The 18271-nt window shown below is 63.9% G+C and carries 15 protein-coding genes, 1 rRNA gene and 1 pseudogene; 6 read left to right on the plus strand and 11 right to left on the minus strand.

Annotated elements, in window-relative coordinates; genetic code table 11:
* Nucleotides 1-83, minus strand: a 16S ribosomal RNA gene (locus tag ACP7BL_RS13960); the annotation flags it as partial.
* A 434-nt stretch (nucleotides 84-517) separates the two neighbouring features.
* Between ACP7BL_RS13960 and ACP7BL_RS13965 the strand changes: the two genes are divergently transcribed.
* Nucleotides 518-2011, plus strand: coding sequence for a lipopolysaccharide biosynthesis protein (locus tag ACP7BL_RS13965; RefSeq protein WP_426258609.1), 1494 nt, complete (start codon nucleotides 518-520; stop codon nucleotides 2009-2011).
* Here the strand turns inward: ACP7BL_RS13965 and ACP7BL_RS13970 are convergent.
* On the minus strand, nucleotides 2008-2436 hold the full coding sequence (locus ACP7BL_RS13970; protein ID WP_033966133.1) for a CBS domain-containing protein: 429 nt from the start codon (nucleotides 2434-2436) through the stop codon (nucleotides 2008-2010). The genes ACP7BL_RS13965 and ACP7BL_RS13970 overlap by 4 nt on opposite strands.
* Before the next feature lie 78 nt (nucleotides 2437-2514).
* Here ACP7BL_RS13970 and ACP7BL_RS13975 point away from each other — a divergent pair, with 78 nt between their 5' ends.
* Nucleotides 2515-2790 carry a hypothetical protein gene (locus tag ACP7BL_RS13975; protein WP_033966132.1) on the plus strand — a complete coding sequence of 92 codons (276 nt, stop codon included), beginning with the start codon at nucleotides 2515-2517 and terminating at the stop codon, nucleotides 2788-2790.
* 147 nt (nucleotides 2791-2937) lie between these two features.
* On the opposite strand, the gene ACP7BL_RS13980 is transcribed toward ACP7BL_RS13975, so the two are convergent.
* The 6 genes from ACP7BL_RS13980 to hisS form a co-directional block, all read right to left on the minus strand.
* Entirely contained in the window at nucleotides 2938-4527 is a 1590-nt protein-coding gene (locus ACP7BL_RS13980) for a DUF4139 domain-containing protein (RefSeq protein ID WP_426258610.1), read from the minus strand.
* Nucleotides 4461-5876 (minus strand): DUF4139 domain-containing protein, encoded by a 1416-nt coding sequence (locus ACP7BL_RS13985; protein ID WP_426258611.1) that lies wholly within the window; start codon nucleotides 5874-5876, stop codon nucleotides 4461-4463. Before ACP7BL_RS13985 ends, ACP7BL_RS13980 begins: the two co-directional genes overlap by 67 nt.
* 91 nt (nucleotides 5877-5967) lie before the next feature.
* Nucleotides 5968-6990, minus strand: coding sequence for a DUF4167 domain-containing protein (locus ACP7BL_RS13990; protein ID WP_426258612.1), 1023 nt, complete (start codon nucleotides 6988-6990; stop codon nucleotides 5968-5970).
* Nucleotides 6991-7224: 234 nt separating this feature from the next.
* The gene (gene prmC / locus ACP7BL_RS13995; RefSeq protein ID WP_426258669.1) at nucleotides 7225-8052 is read right to left on the minus strand and encodes a peptide chain release factor N(5)-glutamine methyltransferase; all 828 of its coding nucleotides are present in this window, start codon (nucleotides 8050-8052) and stop codon (nucleotides 7225-7227) included.
* Nucleotides 8053-8194: 142 nt separating this feature from the next.
* Nucleotides 8195-9268 carry a peptide chain release factor 1 gene (gene prfA, locus ACP7BL_RS14000; protein ID WP_126846142.1) on the minus strand — a complete coding sequence of 358 codons (1074 nt, stop codon included), beginning with the start codon at nucleotides 9266-9268 and terminating at the stop codon, nucleotides 8195-8197.
* Nucleotides 9265-10596, minus strand: a complete 1332-nt coding sequence (gene hisS / locus ACP7BL_RS14005) for a histidine--tRNA ligase (protein ID WP_426258613.1) — start codon at nucleotides 10594-10596, stop codon at nucleotides 9265-9267. The genes prfA and hisS overlap by 4 nt, the downstream gene beginning before the upstream one ends.
* 236 nt (nucleotides 10597-10832) lie before the next feature.
* Here hisS and ACP7BL_RS14010 point away from each other — a divergent pair, with 236 nt between their 5' ends.
* From ACP7BL_RS14010 to ppa, 4 genes and pseudogenes are all read left to right on the plus strand, one after another.
* The gene (locus ACP7BL_RS14010) at nucleotides 10833-11660 is read left to right on the plus strand and encodes a sulfite exporter TauE/SafE family protein (RefSeq protein ID WP_341204291.1); all 828 of its coding nucleotides are present in this window, start codon (nucleotides 10833-10835) and stop codon (nucleotides 11658-11660) included.
* A 36-nt stretch (nucleotides 11661-11696) separates the two neighbouring features.
* Nucleotides 11697-12344 (plus strand): DUF1345 domain-containing protein, encoded by a 648-nt coding sequence (locus tag ACP7BL_RS14015; RefSeq protein WP_126846138.1) that lies wholly within the window; start codon nucleotides 11697-11699, stop codon nucleotides 12342-12344.
* Between the two features lie 67 nt (nucleotides 12345-12411).
* A pseudogene (locus ACP7BL_RS14020) lies at nucleotides 12412-14319 on the plus strand (M61 family metallopeptidase).
* Nucleotides 14320-14359: 40 nt separating this feature from the next.
* Nucleotides 14360-14911, plus strand: a complete 552-nt coding sequence (gene ppa / locus ACP7BL_RS14025) for an inorganic diphosphatase (RefSeq protein ID WP_033966891.1) — start codon at nucleotides 14360-14362, stop codon at nucleotides 14909-14911.
* Nucleotides 14912-15009: 98 nt separating this feature from the next.
* On the opposite strand, the gene ACP7BL_RS14030 is transcribed toward ppa, so the two are convergent.
* The 3 genes from ACP7BL_RS14030 to ACP7BL_RS14040 form a co-directional block, all read right to left on the minus strand.
* Nucleotides 15010-16311, minus strand: coding sequence for a UDP-glucose dehydrogenase family protein (locus tag ACP7BL_RS14030; protein ID WP_033966893.1), 1302 nt, complete (start codon nucleotides 16309-16311; stop codon nucleotides 15010-15012).
* Nucleotides 16312-16503: 192 nt separating this feature from the next.
* Nucleotides 16504-17616: an OmpA family protein gene (locus ACP7BL_RS14035; protein WP_033966895.1), complete on the minus strand. Its 1113-nt coding sequence runs from the start codon at nucleotides 17614-17616 to the stop codon at nucleotides 16504-16506.
* 142 nt (nucleotides 17617-17758) lie between these two features.
* On the minus strand, nucleotides 17759-18262 hold the full coding sequence (locus ACP7BL_RS14040; protein WP_033966896.1) for a DUF2793 domain-containing protein: 504 nt from the start codon (nucleotides 18260-18262) through the stop codon (nucleotides 17759-17761).
* Between the last annotated feature and the right edge of the window lie 9 nt (nucleotides 18263-18271).

Raw genomic sequence — 18271 nt, forward strand, 5'->3', positions numbered from 1 at the left:
TAAGGCCGAAGCCTTCGTTCGACTTGCATGTGTTAGGCATGCCGCCAGCGTTCATTCTGAGCCATGATCAAACTCTCAAGTTTATGACCGGCATCATCGCAGTGGAATTCCACGATAAAACCGGCATCTCTAGGAGCTGCTCTGCACATATTCTTACGTATGGAAACGTGAAGGACATGTATGAACAGCTTAGCTTTGAACGATCTTCCGAGCCTAGAGGACCCGAAAAACCGTGAAGCCGCCGCCCACATGTCCCTTCATCTTAAACCAACAATGTCAAAGAGCGCAAAATACCGACGCCTTGCTCAACCCTTTCTTTCAAGGGGCGAGCCGAGCGCCGAAAATTTGGTGACCGTAGAAGCGGACCGTGTGGGCCACCGCTGCGGTGGAGTGGTCTCTAGATGCGACTCCCCAGCCCGTCAAACCCTTTTTTGCAATTTTCTTTCACTGCCCTGCAAAACCGCGGAAATCTGCGGGTTTAGCGGTCCTTAACGGCTTCCGGGATAAGGGCGTCGGAATGGACGCCCTTGCCGAATCTTCGAATCCCCCGGCCGAATCGCTGTCGAATCAGGTGCGTAGCGCCGTGATTTGGCGGTCAGGCAGCCAGATTCTCGCGCAAATCGTGCAATGGGCTTCCACCTTTCTCGTGATTCGGATCCTCGACCCGCACGATTACGGCCTGTTTGCGATGACCGGGGTGGTGCTCGTCTTCCTCAACATGCTCAACGGCTATGGGCTGGCGAGCGGGTTGATCCAGAAAGCCGAAATCACGCCGCGCGACATTCGCCAGCTGTTCGGCATGTTGCTGCTGCTCAACGGCGTACTGGCGGCGGCGCAGGTCTTCCTCCTCGCCCCCGCCGCCGCCGCTTATTATCGGCAGCCGATCGTCGCGCACCTGCTGCAGGTACAAGCGCTGCTCTATCTGACGACGCCCTTCATCGCGCTGCCCTATGCGCTGCTGTCGCGCACGCTCGAATTCAAGCTGCAGGCGCGGGTCAATATTCTTGCATCGATCGCCAGCGCGAGCGCAGCCTTGGCCGGGGCGATGGCCGGGCTCGGTGTATGGACGCTGGTGCTCGCCCCGTTGGTTCTCTTCAGCGTTCGAGCGATCGGCATGACGATCGTCGCCAAGTCGCTGGTATGGCCAAGCTTCGATTTTCGCGGAGCGGGCAAGCTCGCGCGATATGGCGGCGTAATGGCGGTTGGCCAGCTCTTCTGGTTCGCCCAAAGCCAGGCCGACGTGTTCATCGCCGGGCGCCACTTCACCCCGCACACGCTCGGCATCTACACCGAGAGCCTGTTCCTCACGCAGGTGTTCGTCTCGAAATTCGTGCCGCCGCTCAACGAAGTCGCCTTTTCGGCCTATGCGCGAATCCAGCATGATCGCGCGCTGGTCGCCGCCGCCTTTGCGCGATCGGTACGAATCATCATGATCGCGGCGCTCCCCTTCTATTTCGGCCTTGCCGCGACCGCCGAGCCGCTGGTGCTGACGGTATTGGGCGAGAAATGGCGCGAAGCCGCGCCCGTCGTGCATTTGCTCGCGCTGGCCATGCCGTTCATGACGCTGCAGGTGTTGTTGCAGCCAGCGTGCGACGCGTGCGGGCGTCCGGGGATCGGCGTGCGCAATGGCGCGGTTGGCGCGCTGGTGCTGACGATCGCGTTTGTGATCGGCGTGCGTTGGGGGGCGACCGGCCTGGCGACGGCGTGGATCTGCGCTTATCCGGTCTATCTCGGCGTCAGCCTGTGGCGATCACTGCCCGTCATCGGCACCTCGCCGCGCGCCATCGCCGACGCAATCGCGCCAGCGTTGCTCGCCGCGCTGGCGATGGCACTGGTGGTGACGCTGGTCGACGAGGCTCTGCCCGCGATGCAAGCCTTCCCGCGCCTTGCCATATTGGTGGCGGTGGGCGCGGGCGCTTATGGCGGATGGCTCGCGCTGTTCGCGCGCGGCGTGGTGCGCGAAATGATCGCGGTGGTGCGCAAACAGCCCACTCCGCTCGCAACCGCCTAGGCCGACTGAATATAACTGCGCATCGCCTCGGCATCGGCCTCGATCCGGTCGATGCGATATTTGACCAAATCGCCGATCGAGACGAAGCCGATCACCGTATCGCCCTCGACCACGGGCAAATGGCGGATCCGCCGCCGTGTCATCAGCGACAGCGCACCGATCACCGCCTCGGACGGGGTCACGGTGATCGGCGGTGCGGTCATCGTATCGCCGACGCTGCGCGCCATCGCGTCTGCGCCATGCGCGTGGATCGCATGAATCACGTCGCGTTCGGAAAAGATGCCGACGACGCTGTTGCCCTCCATCACCGGCACCGCGCCGACGCGGCGCGTCGCCAGCACCGCCACCGCGTCGCCGACGCTGTGCTGCGCGGTGATCGAAATCACTTCACGGCCCTTATTGCCCAGGATTGCTGCGATCGTCATCGGCTCTCTCCTACTGCGCTCGTCATCCGAGTCTCTCAGGCGCTTGAGGATTTCACGTTTCGCGATCTATGGGAAGCAATGACGACTCCTTCCGGCCTCGATGATCCTGCTTATGCGGCCTTCGCCTGGGCGCGCTTTCGCTGCATCCTCGGCTGGATGGCGGTGCTGGCAGCGGTGTTCATCGTCGCGGCGATCGTGGTGCTGCAGCATTTTTATGGGCCAATGGGGTGGGTGGCGATCCTCGCGGTGATCGGCGGCGCGGGCGGATCGATCATGCTGAGTGCGGTGCTGATGGGGCTGATCTTCCTCAGCTCGGGCTCGGGTCATGATGAGTCGGTCGATCGGCGGGACTGAGCCGAGGGCCAACCGTCGGACGCTTGAGCGCGATGATTTCACTTCGCCCCGTTCGTTTCGAGCGAAGTCGAGAAACAGCAACAATCGCTGTGCCAGGTTTCTCGACTTCGCTCGAAACGAACGGAACTGGTGAAAGATCACCCGACTCTAATCGCTATCCTTGATGCGATAGCCGAAGCTGCGCGTGCCGTTGGCGGGGATCTCCACCGACCACACCGCTTTGCCGTCCTTGCGCGTGAGCGTCTCGGTCATGCGCGACATGCGGGGCAAATCCTCGCCAGCGAAGCGCGCTTCGAAGCGGACGGGATAGGGGTTGGCGTTGCGCGCGGTCAGGCGATAGGCCTCCCAATCCTTGCCGCTGTCGGGATGCGCGCTTTCGATCGTCACTTGGGTGGCATCGGCGACACCGGCTTCGACCTCCTCGCCCACTGCCTTATCGGCAATCGCGCCCTCCCCGATCAACAGCGCGGTGTCGCCGCGCGGCTGGAATAAGGCGACAGGCCCCGCCGGAAGCGGCACGCCCAGCCCCTGATCGGTACGGTTGCGCAGGCGCAGCGTGATTCGCGGCGCGTCGGCATCGCCGCCGCTATCGACCGTGGAGACATAGACGATGTTGACCGGCACCGCCGCGCGATCCAGCAAGGCGACCTGCTTTTGCGCGAGCGCGGCGACGGTGGTGCGATCGGGCACGCGGTAGAGTTTCAGGTCGCCGAGATCCTCCTGCTGGACCATCGCGCGCCGTAAGCGCGTGCCCGTGACGACGATATCCGCCTCAAATGCCATCGGCGCGGGTGCAGGCAGCGGCGGAGGCGCAAACACTGCCGCCGGTGCTGGGAGGATCGGCTGCGCAAAACAGCGGAAGGTGAGCGATTCGTCCGCGACATTCCAAGCCGGATTGAGCGCGCTACCTTCGCGCTTGACCGCACCCGCGACCACCATCGTCTCGGCATCGGCGAAGCTGGTGGTGTCGCTGCTGGCCAGCGTCACCCACGCCAGAAGATCGGCGCTTTGGCCATCGGGGCGCAGCGTCGCGACATAATTGGCCTGCCAGTCAAACCCCCAGGCGAGATAGGAGAGCGTCACGGTGACACTCACCGCAGTTGGAGAATCTAGCTCAACCGACAGCGTCGGCTTGGCAGCAAGCGTAGGGGGCACGCGGTTATAGACCAGCGCATCCTGGGATGGCCCGCAATCCGCCGCGAGGAAACCGTCGCGCGTCTGCAGGATCGCGGCACCGTCCGGCCCCGAGCGGACGATCGCTTCCTCCTCGACGATGCGCTTGGCGATCGTCCGCCGGATCGTCACCGGACGGCCGAAACTGCCCGCGTAAAGGCTGCGCGGCGAGAGCAGATCGGCATCGAGATTCTTCTCGCGCACGCCCTGCGGAAGGCCGGTGACGATCGCGCTTTCGGGCAAAATCCCTGCCGCGACGCCTTCAAAGCGCAGCGTCGTCCGTCCCGCCGGGATGGTCACGCGACGCTGTTCGGTGATGAGTGCATAGCCTTGTAGCCAGGCGCGATCGATCGCCTGATCGGGCGCACGCAGGGGCGCGCGGTAGATTATCACGGCAACGCGGTCGGGCGCGGGCGAGACCGTCTGAGCGGGCGCCGCGCTCGCCAGCGCGCCGACCAGCAGTGCCAGCATCCAGCGCAGCACGCGCCGCACCGCGCTCAGAACCGCGTGTCGAAGGTCGCGGTGACGCTTGCCGTTCCGTTGGCGGGGACGGCGACTTGCCACACCGCCTCATCGGCATCGGCGCGCGTGCTCGGCTGACTCTCGTCGGTGATCTTCGTGTCGTGCCACCAGCGATCGAGCCCGGCCTGGGCGAGTTCGACCGTCACGCCCTGCGCGCGCGCATTGGTGAGCGTGTAACGCATCGTCGTACGCCAGCGCTCGTCCGAAATCCGCTCGCGCTTTTCGACCACGGGCAGGATCTTCACATCGAACGCTTCGCCGGTCTTGAGCGCGAGCTTCGATCCCATCGGCGTGTGCGGGATTTCGCTTTCGCCGATGAATTGCGGCGCGCCACGCGCATCGCGCATATAGACGCGCACCGTGCCGGCGGGCAGCGCATCGCCGAGGCCGCCCTCGCGCGACGAACTGAACTTCAACACCGTGTCGACGCTGACCGCCTCGTCAAGCTTTTGCAGCCAGGGGTTGCGATAGAAATAGGTCTTGGCGGCAGGCGCGCCGGCCACGTCGAGAAAGCTGACCTGCTTGGTCTGCGCATTGGCGATCGTGGTGCGCTCGGCCAGCGGATAGAGATAGAAGTCGCCGAGCTGCTCGCGCCCCGTCGTCTCGGTGCCGGGTTGATTGCCACGTGGGCCGGGCGCGCCGCGGCCACCGTAGAAACGCGGGCGATTGCCGCCATCCGCCGTACCGACCGCGCCCGCGACCAGCAGCGTCTTGGCCGCATTGAAGGTGGTGCCGGTGGTGTTGGTCAGCGTGACCCAGCCCTGCACGTCGAGCTTGCCCGCCTTCTCATCGAACAAGGCGACATAGTCGGCCTTCCACCCCAGCCCGCGCGACAAATAATTGAGCGTAGCCGGGCGCGTGCCCGCATTCGCGCTGTCGAGCGTCACCGACAGAGTCGGCCGCGCGCGCAAATTGGCGGGGAGCGAGGGGAAGACGACGCGGCCAGCATTGCTGTCGAGGATCTCGATGCGATTGCCGACCTGGACGATGGTGCCGCCATTGTTGGCGAGCACGCGCGCCGCCTCGCGCGTTTCCGCGCCAGTCGCCGGGTTGGTGCGCACCAGCGTCACGCCCTGGCCGACCGATTTGTTCATCAACGTTTCGGGCGAGAGCAGGTCGTAATCGAAATTCTGTTCGATGATCCCGGCACCGGCGGCGGTGAGCGTCACCGTCTCGGGGCGGATCTGCGCCGAGACATCCGCGAACTCCTGGCGCGATCGACCGCGCGGCAGGGCGAGCTGGCGCGTATCCTGGATCAGCGCCAGATCGTTATTGTAGATGGTGACCGACAGGTCCCCCTGCGCGCTGCTCGCGACCGGGTCGGGGGCAGCGCTCTGCGCGTTCGCCACGCCGGGCAAGCAGAGCATCGTCGTCGCCAGCCACATGCGCATGTCATCGCTCTCCCGTTATCGCGGGCCTAGGCTATGGATATAACAACGGCGTTACAATCCCATAGTCAGGCCCGCTAAACGGAGCGGCGGATTACTCGCTTGGCGTGCTGGTCGTGCTGCCGGGTGGGCGGCCGCGACGGCGGCGCGGCTTCTCGATCACTTCGCCCTCGCTGTCGGACTCGACGACGGCGGAGAGGTTGAGCGACGGCGGCAGGCGATCGGCGGTGAAACCGCTATCCTCGCCAGCATCTTCCACGACGGCAACCGCAACGGGCTCGCGCCGGGGACGACCACGGCCGCGACGCGGTGCCGCTGCAACCGCCTCGACCGCGACCACGCCTTCGACGGCGGGTGCGCCTTCAAAGGGCACGATCGTTTCGACCGACACCGCTTCTTCGCTCGCCTCGGGAGTCCGCGCTACGCGATCCTCACGCTCGTAGCGGTCGCCGCGTGGACGGCGTTCGCCGCGTTCTTCGCGCGGAGCATCGGCCTGCCGCTCATAACCGCCTTCGCTGCCCTGGGCGTTGCCATTTGCCCGGCCACGGCCACGGTCGTCATAACCCTGGCCCGCGCCGCGCGCTTCGGATGCGCCGTTTTGGGGTGCGGTGTTCTGGTTGCCGTTTTGCTGATGGCCGCCATTCTGGTTGTAGGAGCGATTGCCGTCCTGACGCCCATCCTGACGATTGCCGTCCTGGCGATACCCGTTTTGCTGGCCGTTGCCGTTCTGGCCGCCACGCTGCTGGTCGCCGCGCGGCTGCTCCTGAACGCGCTCGCCCTCATCTTCATAATCGGGCTCGTCTTCATCGAGCGTCGCGCCCTGGATGCGGCGGGTCGATGGCGCGCCGCCATTTTCCTCGAAGCGCGCGCGGGTCTCGGCCAGCACGCGGAAGTAATGATCGGCAAATTGCAGATAATATTCGACGTTGACGCGGTCACCCTGCATCTGCGCGTCGCGCGCGAGCGTCTTATATTTCTCGAGCAACTGGGCGGCATTGCCGCGCGCGCGATTGTCGATGCGATTGCCGGTGTCCTGACGACCCGGATTGCCACCCGACGAGCGCTGCTGCTGCCCGCCACGGCCGCGACGGCGGCCGGCCTGACGATTATTGATCAAGTTCTTGTTGTCCTGTGCTTGGAAACCAACCCGGCCGTGCTCCAACAAATCTGGATGCAAATGCCCCCGGCACCGCCGCCGACCATCGGCAACGCGCGCCCGCCACGGTCGCCGGACGACAGCGACTGCATGACTAAGGATGCAGGCTACAGCCCGTTTTCAACCAGTTGCGATGAAAACGCGAGCCCCTGCGCCGTTCAATAGCGACTGCAAAGCCAATCGCCAAGCGGAATATTATGACCGTCGCGTGACCAATTCGGACGAGCGCGTCGCGATCAGCGCGCGCGGACGCCCACCGAGATCATGGCGCAGCGCCACGGCGAAGCCCTGCGCTTCCAGCAGCGCGGTGACGGCGGAAGCCTGCGTAGCCCCAATCTCAAGGATCGCGGCCCCGCCCGGCGCGAGCAAGCCGGGCAGTTGCGGGGCGATACGGCGATAGTCGTCGAGCCCGTCCGATCCTGCGAACAAAGCAGCGCCCGGTTCATGGTCGCGCACCTCAGCCGGAAGGTGCTCCTGCGTGCCGATATAGGGCGGATTCGACAGGATCAGGTCGAACGCCTCGGTCACGCCCTCGCCCCAATCGCCGCGCCGCAAGGTGGCACGCGTCCCCAGCCCAAGCGCAAGCCGGTTGCGCTCGGCATAAGCCAGCGCCTCGGGCGACGCATCGACGCCCAATCCGGTGGCCGCAGGCCATTGGTCGAGCGCCGCCAGCAACAAGGTGCCAGGCCCAGTGCCCAGATCGAGAATGGTCTTGGGGCCAGCCGTGCCGAAATGATCGACCGCCGCCTCGATCAGCGTCTCGCTATCGGCGCGCGGCACCAGCACGCCCGGCCCCACCGCCAGCTCGATCGTCCAGAAGGCACGACTGCCGGTAATATAGGCGATCGGCTCATGCGCGAGCCGCCGCGCGAGCAGCGGGCCAAAGCTGTGCGGCGTTGGGGAGTCGAGCCGCTGCAGCAACAGCGTTTCGCGCGAGACGCCGAGGGCGTGCGCCATCAGCAGCTCGGCATCGAGCCGCGGCGTTTCGCTGACGTCGGCAAGGACGGATGAGGCAGCAGCCAGCGCTGCGCGTACTCCCTCTCCCGCTCGGGGGAGAGGGCCGGGGAGAGGGGCAGTATCAGGCGACGCATTCTGCAACTGCCCCTCTCCCGACCTCGCTCCGCTCGGCCACCCTCTCCCCGCCAGCGGGGAGAGGGAGAAATCGTCACCCATCGAGCGACGCCAGCCGCTCGGCCTCATCCTGCGCGATCAGCGCGCCGAGCAACTCATCCATCTCGCCCGCCAGAATCTCGGGCAACCGGTGCAGCGTCAAATTGATGCGGTGGTCGGTCACGCGCCCTTGCGGGAAATTATAGGTGCGGATCCGCTCCGAACGATCGCCCGACCCGACCATCGATTTGCGCGCACCAGCGCGCTCCTGATGCAAACGGTCCCGCTCAGCCTCGTACAAACGCGTGCGCAGCACGCGCATCGCCTTGGCCTTGTTCTTGTGCTGGCTCTTCTCGTCCTGCTGGATGACGGTCAGGCCCGTCGGGATATGGACGATGCGCACCGCCGAATCGGTGGTGTTGACCGATTGCCCGCCCGGCCCGGACGAGCGATAAATGTCGATGCGCAAATCCTTGTCCTCGATCTTGACGTCGACCTCCTCGGCCTCGGGCAGCACCGCAACGGTCGCGGCGGAGGTGTGGATGCGCCCCTGCGCCTCGGTCGCGGGTACGCGCTGGACGCGGTGGACGCCGCTTTCGAACTTCAATTTGGCGAACACGCCCTTGCCCTCGACCGAGGCAATCGCTTCCTTGAAGCCGCCGCTTTCGGACGAGGAGGTCGAGATCAGCTCGACCCGCCAGCCCTGGCTTTCGGCGTAGCGCTGATACATGCGGAACAGGTCGGCGGCGAACAGCGCAGCCTCGTCCCCACCGGTTCCGGCGCGGATTTCGAGCATCGCGGCGCGTTCGTCGGCGGCATCGCGCGGCAGCAGAGACAGTGCCAGCGCGCGCTCGGCGATCGGCAGGCGCTCGCGGATCGTGTCGATCTCCTCGCGCGCCATCGTCTTGATCTCGGGGTCGCCGTCATCCTCCATGCCGGCCAGCACGTCCAGCTCGGCGCGCAACCGCCGCACCTCGCCCGCCGCCTGCGCGACGGGTTCAAGCTCGGCATATTCCTTCGACACCTGGACGAAGCGATCCGACGGCAAATCCCCGGTCGCCATCAGCGCCGAAAGCTCGTCGCGCCGCGCCTCGATCTGGCGGATGCGGTCTGGGGAGATGGAGGTCATTGAGCGTCGTAATCCGAGAGGATGCCGCCGACATAGCTAGTATCAACGGTCTCCGGGTCACCCGTGTCAACGCCCCAAAGCAGCGACAGCGGGACGCGCCCAATCGAGTTTAAGGAACATGTCGCCTGTTTACCCTCAGCGAGATTGCGGACGACTATCCGATTTTGGAGCAGTTCCTCGTCGCCCAAAATTAGCGCGTAGGTAGCCTTAGCGTCATTGGCCTTTGCCAGCCGCCGTTTCATATTGCCCCTAAAGGCCATATCAGACGTTACCCCGGTGCGGCGCAACTCGGCGATAACGGCGACTGCCCGGGCCTCGGCAGCCATGCCCATGGGGATCACTACGGCCTCGACGGGCTCTACGACCGGCTCCTCCAGCAACATCGCCAGCCGCTCGATCCCCGCCGCCCAGCCAACGCCTGCCGTCTCCGGCCCGCCAAGCGAGCCGATCAACCCATCATAGCGCCCGCCCGCCAGCACGGTCCCTTGCGCGCCCAGCCGATCGGTGACGAACTCGAACGCGGTGTGCCGATAATAATCGAGCCCGCGCACCAGCCGCGCATTGCGCGTCCACGCCACGCCCGCCGCGTCCAGCCCCGCCGTCACTGCATCGAAGAATGCGCGCGCTTCGGGCGTCAGATAGGCATCGATATCGGGTGCCGAATCCGCCACCGGCCGGTCACGCGGATCCTTCGAATCCAGAATGCGCAGCGGGTTCTTGTCCAGCCGCGCCAGGCTGTCCTCGCTCAGCACATCCCGATGCGCCTCGAAATGCGCGACCAGCGCCGCGCGCCACGCATCGCGCGTCTCGGCATCGCCCAGCGTGTTGAGCTGCAGCGTCACGCCCTCGGTGATGCCAAGGTCACGCAGCAACTGGTCCGCCAGCACGAGCAATTCGACATCCGCCGCCGGTTCCGCCGCACCAATCACCTCGGCGTCGATCTGGTGGAACTGGCGATAGCGCCCCTTTTGCGGGCGTTCATAGCGGAACACCGGCCCATGCGTCGCGATCTTGAGCGGCGCATATTGCTGCCAGCCCTCGGTCAGATAGGCGCGCGCGATCCCGGCGGTGAATTCGGGGCGCAGCGTCAGCGAATCGCCGCCGCGATCCTCGAAGGTGTACATCTCCTTCGACACCACATCGGTGGTTTCGCCCAGCGAGCGTGCGAACACCGCCGTCGATTCAAACACGGGCAGTTCAACGCGCTGGAAACAATAGAGTCGCCGCACCCGGTCAAAGGTATCGACCACGCGCGCAAAGCGTCGTTGATCGTCGCCGAAGATATCCTGCGTGCCGCGGATGCGTTTGGGGGTTTCGATACGTGCCATAAAGGCTGGCTCTCTAAGCGAGCCCGGCACCAAGCGCCAGATGCTTGTGCGTCATCCCTATGACAGCGCTTGACAGCGCCTTCGCTGCATCGCAGCATCGTCGCAATGGGAACGGCGACAGTTCCCTTTTCAGCCTCCGCAGGACCCCACCCGGCTCGTTTCGGAAAGGTAGTCATGCGTCCGTTTGCTTCCCAAAGTCCCGCCGCTTTCGTTTCCTACAACCTCGCCATCATCGCATGAGCTTGCTGATCGCATGGGGGCCCGCGATCCTTGCCCTGCTCGCCGCCGGCCTGTTCGCCGGTTTTGCCGCCGGATTGTTCGGCATCGGTGGCGGATTCGTCGTCGTGCCGGCGATGATCGCGCTGTTGCCGCTGCTCGGCGGTAGCCACGCCGAATATACGCATGTCGCGATCGGGACGTCCTTCGCCACGATCGTCATTACCGCGCTGCGCTCGACGCTATCGCACGCCAAACGCGGGGCGGTCGATTTCGAGATCCTGAAAAGCTGGGCACCCTGGATCATCGGCGGGGTCGGCATCGGCGTGATGCTCGCACGCGTGCTGACCGGCCAGGCGCTCTCGATCATCTTTGCGGTTGGCATCACGCTGATGTCGATCAATTTCCTCGTGCCCAAGCTCGCGCGTCGACAAGTCAGCGATACGATGCCGACCGGGGTGGTGCGCGCGGGCATCGCCGGAAGCCTCGGCATCTTTTCCTCGCTGCTCGGCATTGGCGGGGGCACGGTCGCGGTGATCGTGATGACGCTGTGCGGTCGCTCGATCCACAAGGCGATCGCGACGGCGGCGGGCTTCGGGTTCATCATCGCGGTGCCGGGTACAATCGGCTGGATGCTGATCGGCTTGGGCAAGCCCGGGCTGCCGATCGGGTCGATCGGCTATGTCAATTTTCTGGGGGCCGCGATCATCACCTCGATGTCTATCTTGACCGCGCCGCTTGGCGTCGCGTCGGCGCACGCCCTGCCGGCCGAGCCACTCAAACGCGTGTTCGGCGTGTACTTGCTGTTCATCGCCGGGGTCATGTTCAATCGCGCCATGCATATGTGATTTGCGCTGGGTCAAAAGCGCGGTAGCACCGCGCCGATGACCCTGAACCTCGGCAAGAGAATCGCCCCGCCCCGCTTCATCCTGTTCACGATTCTGTTCGTGGCCGGGCTATTCTTCGCCATTCCCGCCTTTGGCTGGGGGCGCGGCACGATGGGCGCGTTCGATGTCGCGGCGGCGGTGTTCCTGATCGCGATCTCGACCCTGCTGCGCAAGGGGAAGGCCGATCAGATGCGCAAAGCCGCCGCCGCGAACGACGCCAATCGCGCCGGCCTGCTGGTGCTGACCGGGTTGACGATGGTCGTCATCCTCACCTCGGTCGCCAAGGAAATGCAGGAGAAAGCCAATCTCGTCGCGACCGTGCTCGTCATCGCGACGCTGGTGCTGGCGTGGCTGTTTTCCAATTCGGTCTATGCGCTGCATTACGCGCATCTGTTCTATTCGGATTGCGACGGTGACGGCAAGGATGCCGGCGGCCTGGAGATCCCCAATTGCGCCGAGCCCGATTATTGGGATTTTTTATATTTCAGCTTCACGCTCGGCATGACCTTCCAGACCTCCGACGTCGAAATCTCCTCGCGCCAGATCCGCCGCGTCACGCTCGGCCATTGCCTGGCGGCGTTCGTCTTCAACATCGGCGTGCTCGCCTTCACCATCAACGTGCTCGGCAGCAGCAGCACGTCCTAGGCTGGACGCCGACCGCATGAGCCGCTTAGATCCCTGTCACCGCACTCCTCTCACGAAAGAATCCCGAATGATCCGTCGTGCCGCGCTCACTACCCTGTTGCTCGCCACCGCCGCCCCGGTGTTGGCGGAAAATTCCAAGCCGCAGCCGGTGCCATATGTCGACACGATCCCCGCCGCACAGGACATCCGCTTTCCCGGCACGATCACGCTCGACATCGATGCGACCGACACACGCCGCGGCATCTTCACGACGCGCGAGACGATCAGCGGCGTTTCCGCAGGCCATATGGTGCTGCTCTTCCCGAAATGGCTGCCCGGCAACCATTCGCCGACGGGCCAGCTCGACAAGCTGGCCGGGCTGCACATTCGCGCGGGCGGCAAGGAACTGGCGTGGACGCGCGACCCGGTCGATGTCTACGCCTTCCACATCGACGTGCCCGCCGGTGCCAAGGCGCTCGACATCGATCTGCAATTCCTCTCCGCCACTGCCGGCGACCAGGGTGCGGTAGTGATGTCGCCCAACATGCTGCGACTGCAGTGGAATTCGATGAGCCTCTATCCGGCGGGCTATTTCACCCGGCAGATTCCGGTAAAGGCGACCGTGAAATACCCGGCCGGCTGGACCGCGTCGTCGGGCCTGCCGTCGAAGGCGACCGGCTCGACCTACAGCTATGAGAAGACCAATTACGAAATCCTGGTCGACTCGCCCGTGTTGGCGGGGCGCTATTACAAGCAGTGGCCGCTCAGCCCGCGCGTCAATCTCGACGTCTATGCCGACAATGCCGCAGAATTGGCCGCGACACCCGAACAGATCGATGCACATAAGAAACTCGTCGAGCAGGCGGTCAAGGTGTACGGCGCGCAGCATTACGACACCTATGAATTCCTGCTGTCGATCTCCGACGTGATGGGCGGAATCGGGCTCGAACATCACCGCTCGTCCGAAGACGGGGTGAAGCTTGGCTATTTCACCAAGTGGAAGGATGGTCCGGGCTCGCGCAACCTGTTGCCGCACGAATATAATCATAGCTGGGATGGGAAATTCCGGCGCGGAGCCGACCTTTGGACCCCGGATTACCGCACGCCGATGCGTGGCAGCCTGTTGTGGGTCTATGAAGGCCAGACGCAATTCTGGGGCTATGTCTTCCAGGCGCGCTCGGGGCTGGTGTCGAAGCAGGACACGCTCGACGGCTATGCTTCGATCCTCGCCAGCCTCGACAATCGCCCGGCACGCAACTGGCGCGACCTGGTCGATACCACCAACGACCCGACGATTTCGCAGCGCCGCCCGAAGGGCTGGGTCAGCTATCAGCGCTCGGAAGATTAGTACAATGAGGGGCTGCTGGTGTGGATGGAGGTCGACTCGATCCTGCGCCAGCAATCGGGCGGTACCAAGTCGATCGACGACTTCGCAGCGAAGTTCTTCGGCCTCAACGACGGCGACTATGGCGAGGTGACCTACACCTTCGACGATGTCGTCGCGACGCTCAACGCGATCCAGCCTTATGACTGGGCCAGCCTGCTCAACAAGCGACTGACCGAGACTGGCGAGCCCGCGCCGCTCAAGGGCTTCGAAGCCAATGGCTACAAGCTTGTCTATACCGACACGCCCTCGCTCGCTTTCAAGAACGCCGAGGCGACGCGCAAGAGCACCGATCTGACCTACTCATTGGGCCTCACGCTCAACAAAGACGGTGCCATCACCGGCGTGGGTTGGGACACGCCCGCGTTCAAAGCTGGGTTGACGATCGGCAACACCATCGTGGCGGTGAACGGCACCGTTTTCTCGGATACCGCGCTGAAGGCCGCCGTGACCGCCGCAAAGGGCGGCACCGACCCGATCGTGCTGCTGATCAAATCCAATGACAGCGTCGCGCCGGTCAGCATCGACTATCATGGCGGGCTGCGCTATCCGCACCTGGAGAAAATCGGCACCGGAGAGGGTGGTTTGGATCGGTTGCTGACAGCCCGGTAAACGGCTGCACTACAGACCTGCATCAGTTTAAGGATTTAGCATGCGTATCGACATGATTCCGGTCGGCAAGAGCCCGCCCGATGACCTGAACGTGATCATCGAAGTGCCAACCGGCGGCGAGCCGGTAAAGTATGAGTTCGACAAGGCGAGCGGCGCGCTGTTCGTCGATCGCATCCTGCACACGCCGATGCGCTATCCGGCTAATTACGGCTTCGTGCCGCACACGCTTTCCCCAGACGGCGATCCGCTCGACGCGCTGGTCATCGCGCGTTCGCCCTTCATCCCGGGCTGTGTCGTGCGGGCCCGCCCGATCGCCGTGCTCAATCTGGAAGACGAAGCCGGCGGCGACGAAAAGCTGGTCTGCGTGCCGGTCGACTCGACCTTCCCTTATTATTCGAACGTCAACGAACGCGGCGACATGCCCGAAATCGTGTTCGAACAGATCGAACACTTCTTCACGCACTATAAGGATCTGGAAAAGAAGAAGTGGGTGCGCATCGGCACCTGGGGCGATCGCGACGAAGCACGCCGGATCGTGACCGAAGCGATCGAGCGGTATCATGCCGCCAAGGCCGACAAGATCCCTGCCTGAATTCTCGGCAGCGGCGTGGCCCCGCGCCGCGCCGCTGCGTGTAGCGACCCCCCGCAGGCCGGGCCGCGAGCGGCCTTGCGCCGCCGGACCCGCCGCCCTTACCGCCCGATTGAGCTGTAACTGAAGCCAGCTCTTTCGACGTCACGCGGCGGATAGACATTGCGCAGATCAACCATCACCGCACCCGCCATCGTCGCCGCCAACCGCTTCAGGTCCAGTGCACGGTAGATGTCCCATTCGGTCACGATCACCACCGCGTCGGAACCCGCCGCAGCTTCGTAGGCATCGGTGCAATACACCACGTCGGGCATCATGGTCCTAGCAATCTCCATGCCTTCGGGATCATGCGCCCGCACCTTTGCCCCCGCATCCATCAGGCTTTGGACGATCGCCAAGCTCGGCGCATCGCGCATATCGTCGGTGTTTGGTTTGAAGGTGAGCCCCAGCACCGCAACGGTCTTGCCCTTCGCCTCGCCGCCCAACGCGGCAATCACTTTACGACCCATTGCGCGCTTGCGCGCGTCGTTGACCTGCACAACCGCCTCGACAATGCGTACCGGCGTCTCATAGTCCTCGGCCGTCTTGAGCAGGGCGAGCGTGTCCTTCGGGAAACACGAGCCACCATAGCCGGGACCCGCGTGCAAAAATTTGGAGCCGATCCGGTTATCGAGGCCGATGCCCCGCGCCACATCCTGAACGTTCGCACCGACGGCTTCACACAAGTCTGCGATCTCGTTGATGAAGGTGATCTTGGTCGCGAGAAACGCATTTGCCGCATATTTGATCAGTTCCGACGTGCGCCGCCCGGTGAACAGGATCGGGCTCTCGTTCAAATAGAGCGGGCGGTAGATATCACGCATGACCTGCTGGGCGCGCGCGTCGTCCGTGCCGATAACGATCCGATCGGGGCGTTTGAAGTCGCCGATCGCCGCGCCCTCGCGTAGGAACTCCGGATTGGAAACGACGGCGATCGGAAAGTCGCCGGCCAGTTCGGTCAAAATCTCCTCGACCTTGTCACCCGTGCCTACTGGAACGGTCGATTTGGTGACAACCACCAGCGGACCGTCAATCGCCGCAGCAATCTCGCGCGTCGCCGCGAAGACATAGCTGAGATCGGCATGGCCGTCGCCACGGCGCGACGGCGTCCCTACCGCGATGAACACAGCATCTGCCCCTGAAACCGCCGCTTTGAGGTCGGTCGAAAATTTGAGACGGCCTGCAGCGACGTTGGTGGCCACCAATGTGTCGAGACCAGGTTCGAAGATCGGCATCTTGCCCGCTTCGAGCGCCGCGATCTTGCTCGCATCCTTATCGACGCAAATTACGTCATGGCCGAAGTCGGAGAAGCAAGCGCCGGAGACAAGCCCGACATAACCCGAGCCAACCATCGTAATTCGCATGATGTTTCCCTAAGCCATTGTGCATGCGACAGCGCGAATGGAACGTCGAATGAGAACGATTCCCTGACGGTATCGTCATGGTGTCGCAACATCGCCGCCATGCGCTCGCATGCCGGAATTGTCGATATCACAAAAAAATGGGGAGGCCAGCTTACGCTGACCTCCCCACAATTTTCGTCTTCAGGTAAAGGCTTAGTTGCCCGAACCCGGACCGTAGGTGACTTCCACACGACGGTTCTGCACTTCACGAACGCCATCGGCAGTCTGAACGCGAAGGTGAGCAGGATCTTCACCGAACGCTTCGGTCGAGATCACACCATCGGGGATCGAGTGGGCGGTCATGTACGCACGAACCGCGTCGTTGCGGCGCTGCGACAGGGCCAGATTGTACTTCGGCGTACCCGAGCGATCGGTGAAGCCGGCCAGCATGACCTTTGCGCTACCGCAGTTCTGATACTGTGCAACCGCACCGTCCAGAATTGCTGCTGCTTCAGGCGTAACGTCCGACTTGTCCCATTCGAAGAACACGATGAACGGACCGGGCGAGCACGGCACTGCGACCGGTGCGGGCGGCGGTGCGGGGGGCTCGGGAGCCGGAGCCGGTGCCGGTGCGGGAGCAGGCGGCGGCGGCGGTGCAGCAGGCTCACCGAAGTTGTAGGTCAGACCACCCAGCAGGCTGTGCGTGCGGAACTTGCTCGCGTACGAGCTGCCCGCGATGTCGACCAGCTTGACGTTGTCGGCAGTGAAGAAACGATACTTCAGCGAGACGTCGACATTCTTGGTCAGCGGCGCGCGGATACCCGCGATGCCCTGATAAGCGAAGACGGTATCGCTGTCGTTCAGGAAGCGCGACGCGCCGAGCGCAACGCCTTCCTTGACGCGTGCGACGCCGACGCCGCCGCCAACGAAGCCCTGGACTTCATCGGCATCACCGAAATCGAGCAGGCCGTTGACCATGAAGCTCAAGGCTGAGCTACGACCGCCAGCGCCGCCGTAGCTACCGGCCGGAAAACCGCCTGGCGTCGTTACGGTCGAGCGATACCCATTTACATCTGCGCTCTTGTAACCGACTTCGGTTTCGATGCGGAAAATGCCGAGGTCGTAACCAATGACGCCATCGACGTCATAGCCATAACGGTGGTCAGCGGTGCTGGCACCCTTGATCGAATTGATGTCGAACTTAACGTCCTCCACAATCATCGCGCCACCCTCGACGCCGACGTACCACGACTTGTCGCGGGCGAGGGCAGGTGTGGCGACGATCGCGGTGGAGGCAAGCGCCATAGCAACGGCAAGCTTCCGCATAAAAAAACCCCTTCTTCTGGTTGTCACTCGGACAGCGCAAACTCCCTACCCAAAGGAATGTTTCCACGCAAGCGCACAAATAGATGCGGCTGTTGTACAAAAGCAACAGCGTGACGGGGTAAGCCTCTGATTCTGCAATCGCTCACGAAGCGATCAGGCCGTGCGACCGCATTGCAGCAAGCACGGCGGCAAGCGTTGCCCGCGCCTCGGCGTCGATGGTCGTCCCACCGGTAGCGGCAGAGATCGCCGATTGTTGCTCCCCGACGACCTGACGTCCCGCAACCAACAAGCACGCGCCCGTAACTTCCCCGATGCGCCAACGCGATCCATCGAAGCGGGCGAATGCGGAATCGCCCCTGCTCCACGCATTCATGCCATCGCGGGCGGCGAGGAAACGCCAGCCAGCGTTGGTCCACCCGGCGATCGCGTTTGGACTCCCGCTCCATGCCCCGGTCGGCGATGGACCCACGATCCAGCATGCACCCGTGTCTGGGCTAACCGGCGGGGACCCCACGCCTACCGCCTCGACCACTGGCTGGACCGCAAAGTCCAGTAGGGTCAGCGCTTCGTTATGCGACAATTCCTTCTGCGCCTGCCCCACCTGGAGCAAAGGCAGGCTCAGCCGCACGGTCGTTTGGTCGTTCATTGACGGTCC

It is taken from the genome of Sphingomonas sp. DC1600-2, from assembly GCF_049897605.1.
Taxonomy (GTDB): domain Bacteria; phylum Pseudomonadota; class Alphaproteobacteria; order Sphingomonadales; family Sphingomonadaceae; genus Sphingomonas.

Bases quoted from the DNA above. Each gene is read 5' to 3' on its own strand.
- ACP7BL_RS14010 (WP_341204291.1), top strand. From the start codon at position 10,833: ATGAGCTTGCTGATCGCATGGGGGCCCGCGATCCTTGCCCTGCTCGCC.
- ACP7BL_RS13970 (WP_033966133.1), bottom strand. From the start codon at position 2,436: ATGACGATCGCAGCAATCCTGGGCAATAAGGGCCGTGAAGTGATTTCG.
- ACP7BL_RS13985 (WP_426258611.1), bottom strand. From the start codon at position 5,876: ATGCGCATGTGGCTGGCGACGACGATGCTCTGCTTGCCCGGCGTGGCG.
- prfA (WP_126846142.1), bottom strand. From the start codon at position 9,268: ATGACCTCCATCTCCCCAGACCGCATCCGCCAGATCGAGGCGCGGCGC.
- hisS (WP_426258613.1), bottom strand. From the start codon at position 10,596: ATGGCACGTATCGAAACCCCCAAACGCATCCGCGGCACGCAGGATATC.
- ACP7BL_RS14040 (WP_033966896.1), bottom strand. From the start codon at position 18,262: ATGAACGACCAAACGACCGTGCGGCTGAGCCTGCCTTTGCTCCAGGTG.
- ppa (WP_033966891.1), top strand. From the start codon at position 14,360: ATGCGTATCGACATGATTCCGGTCGGCAAGAGCCCGCCCGATGACCTG.
- ACP7BL_RS14015 (WP_126846138.1), top strand. From the start codon at position 11,697: ATGACCCTGAACCTCGGCAAGAGAATCGCCCCGCCCCGCTTCATCCTG.
- ACP7BL_RS14035 (WP_033966895.1), bottom strand. From the start codon at position 17,616: ATGCGGAAGCTTGCCGTTGCTATGGCGCTTGCCTCCACCGCGATCGTC.
- ACP7BL_RS14030 (WP_033966893.1), bottom strand. From the start codon at position 16,311: ATGCGAATTACGATGGTTGGCTCGGGTTATGTCGGGCTTGTCTCCGGC.
- ACP7BL_RS13975 (WP_033966132.1), top strand. From the start codon at position 2,515: ATGACGACTCCTTCCGGCCTCGATGATCCTGCTTATGCGGCCTTCGCC.
- ACP7BL_RS13965 (WP_426258609.1), top strand. From the start codon at position 518: ATGGACGCCCTTGCCGAATCTTCGAATCCCCCGGCCGAATCGCTGTCG.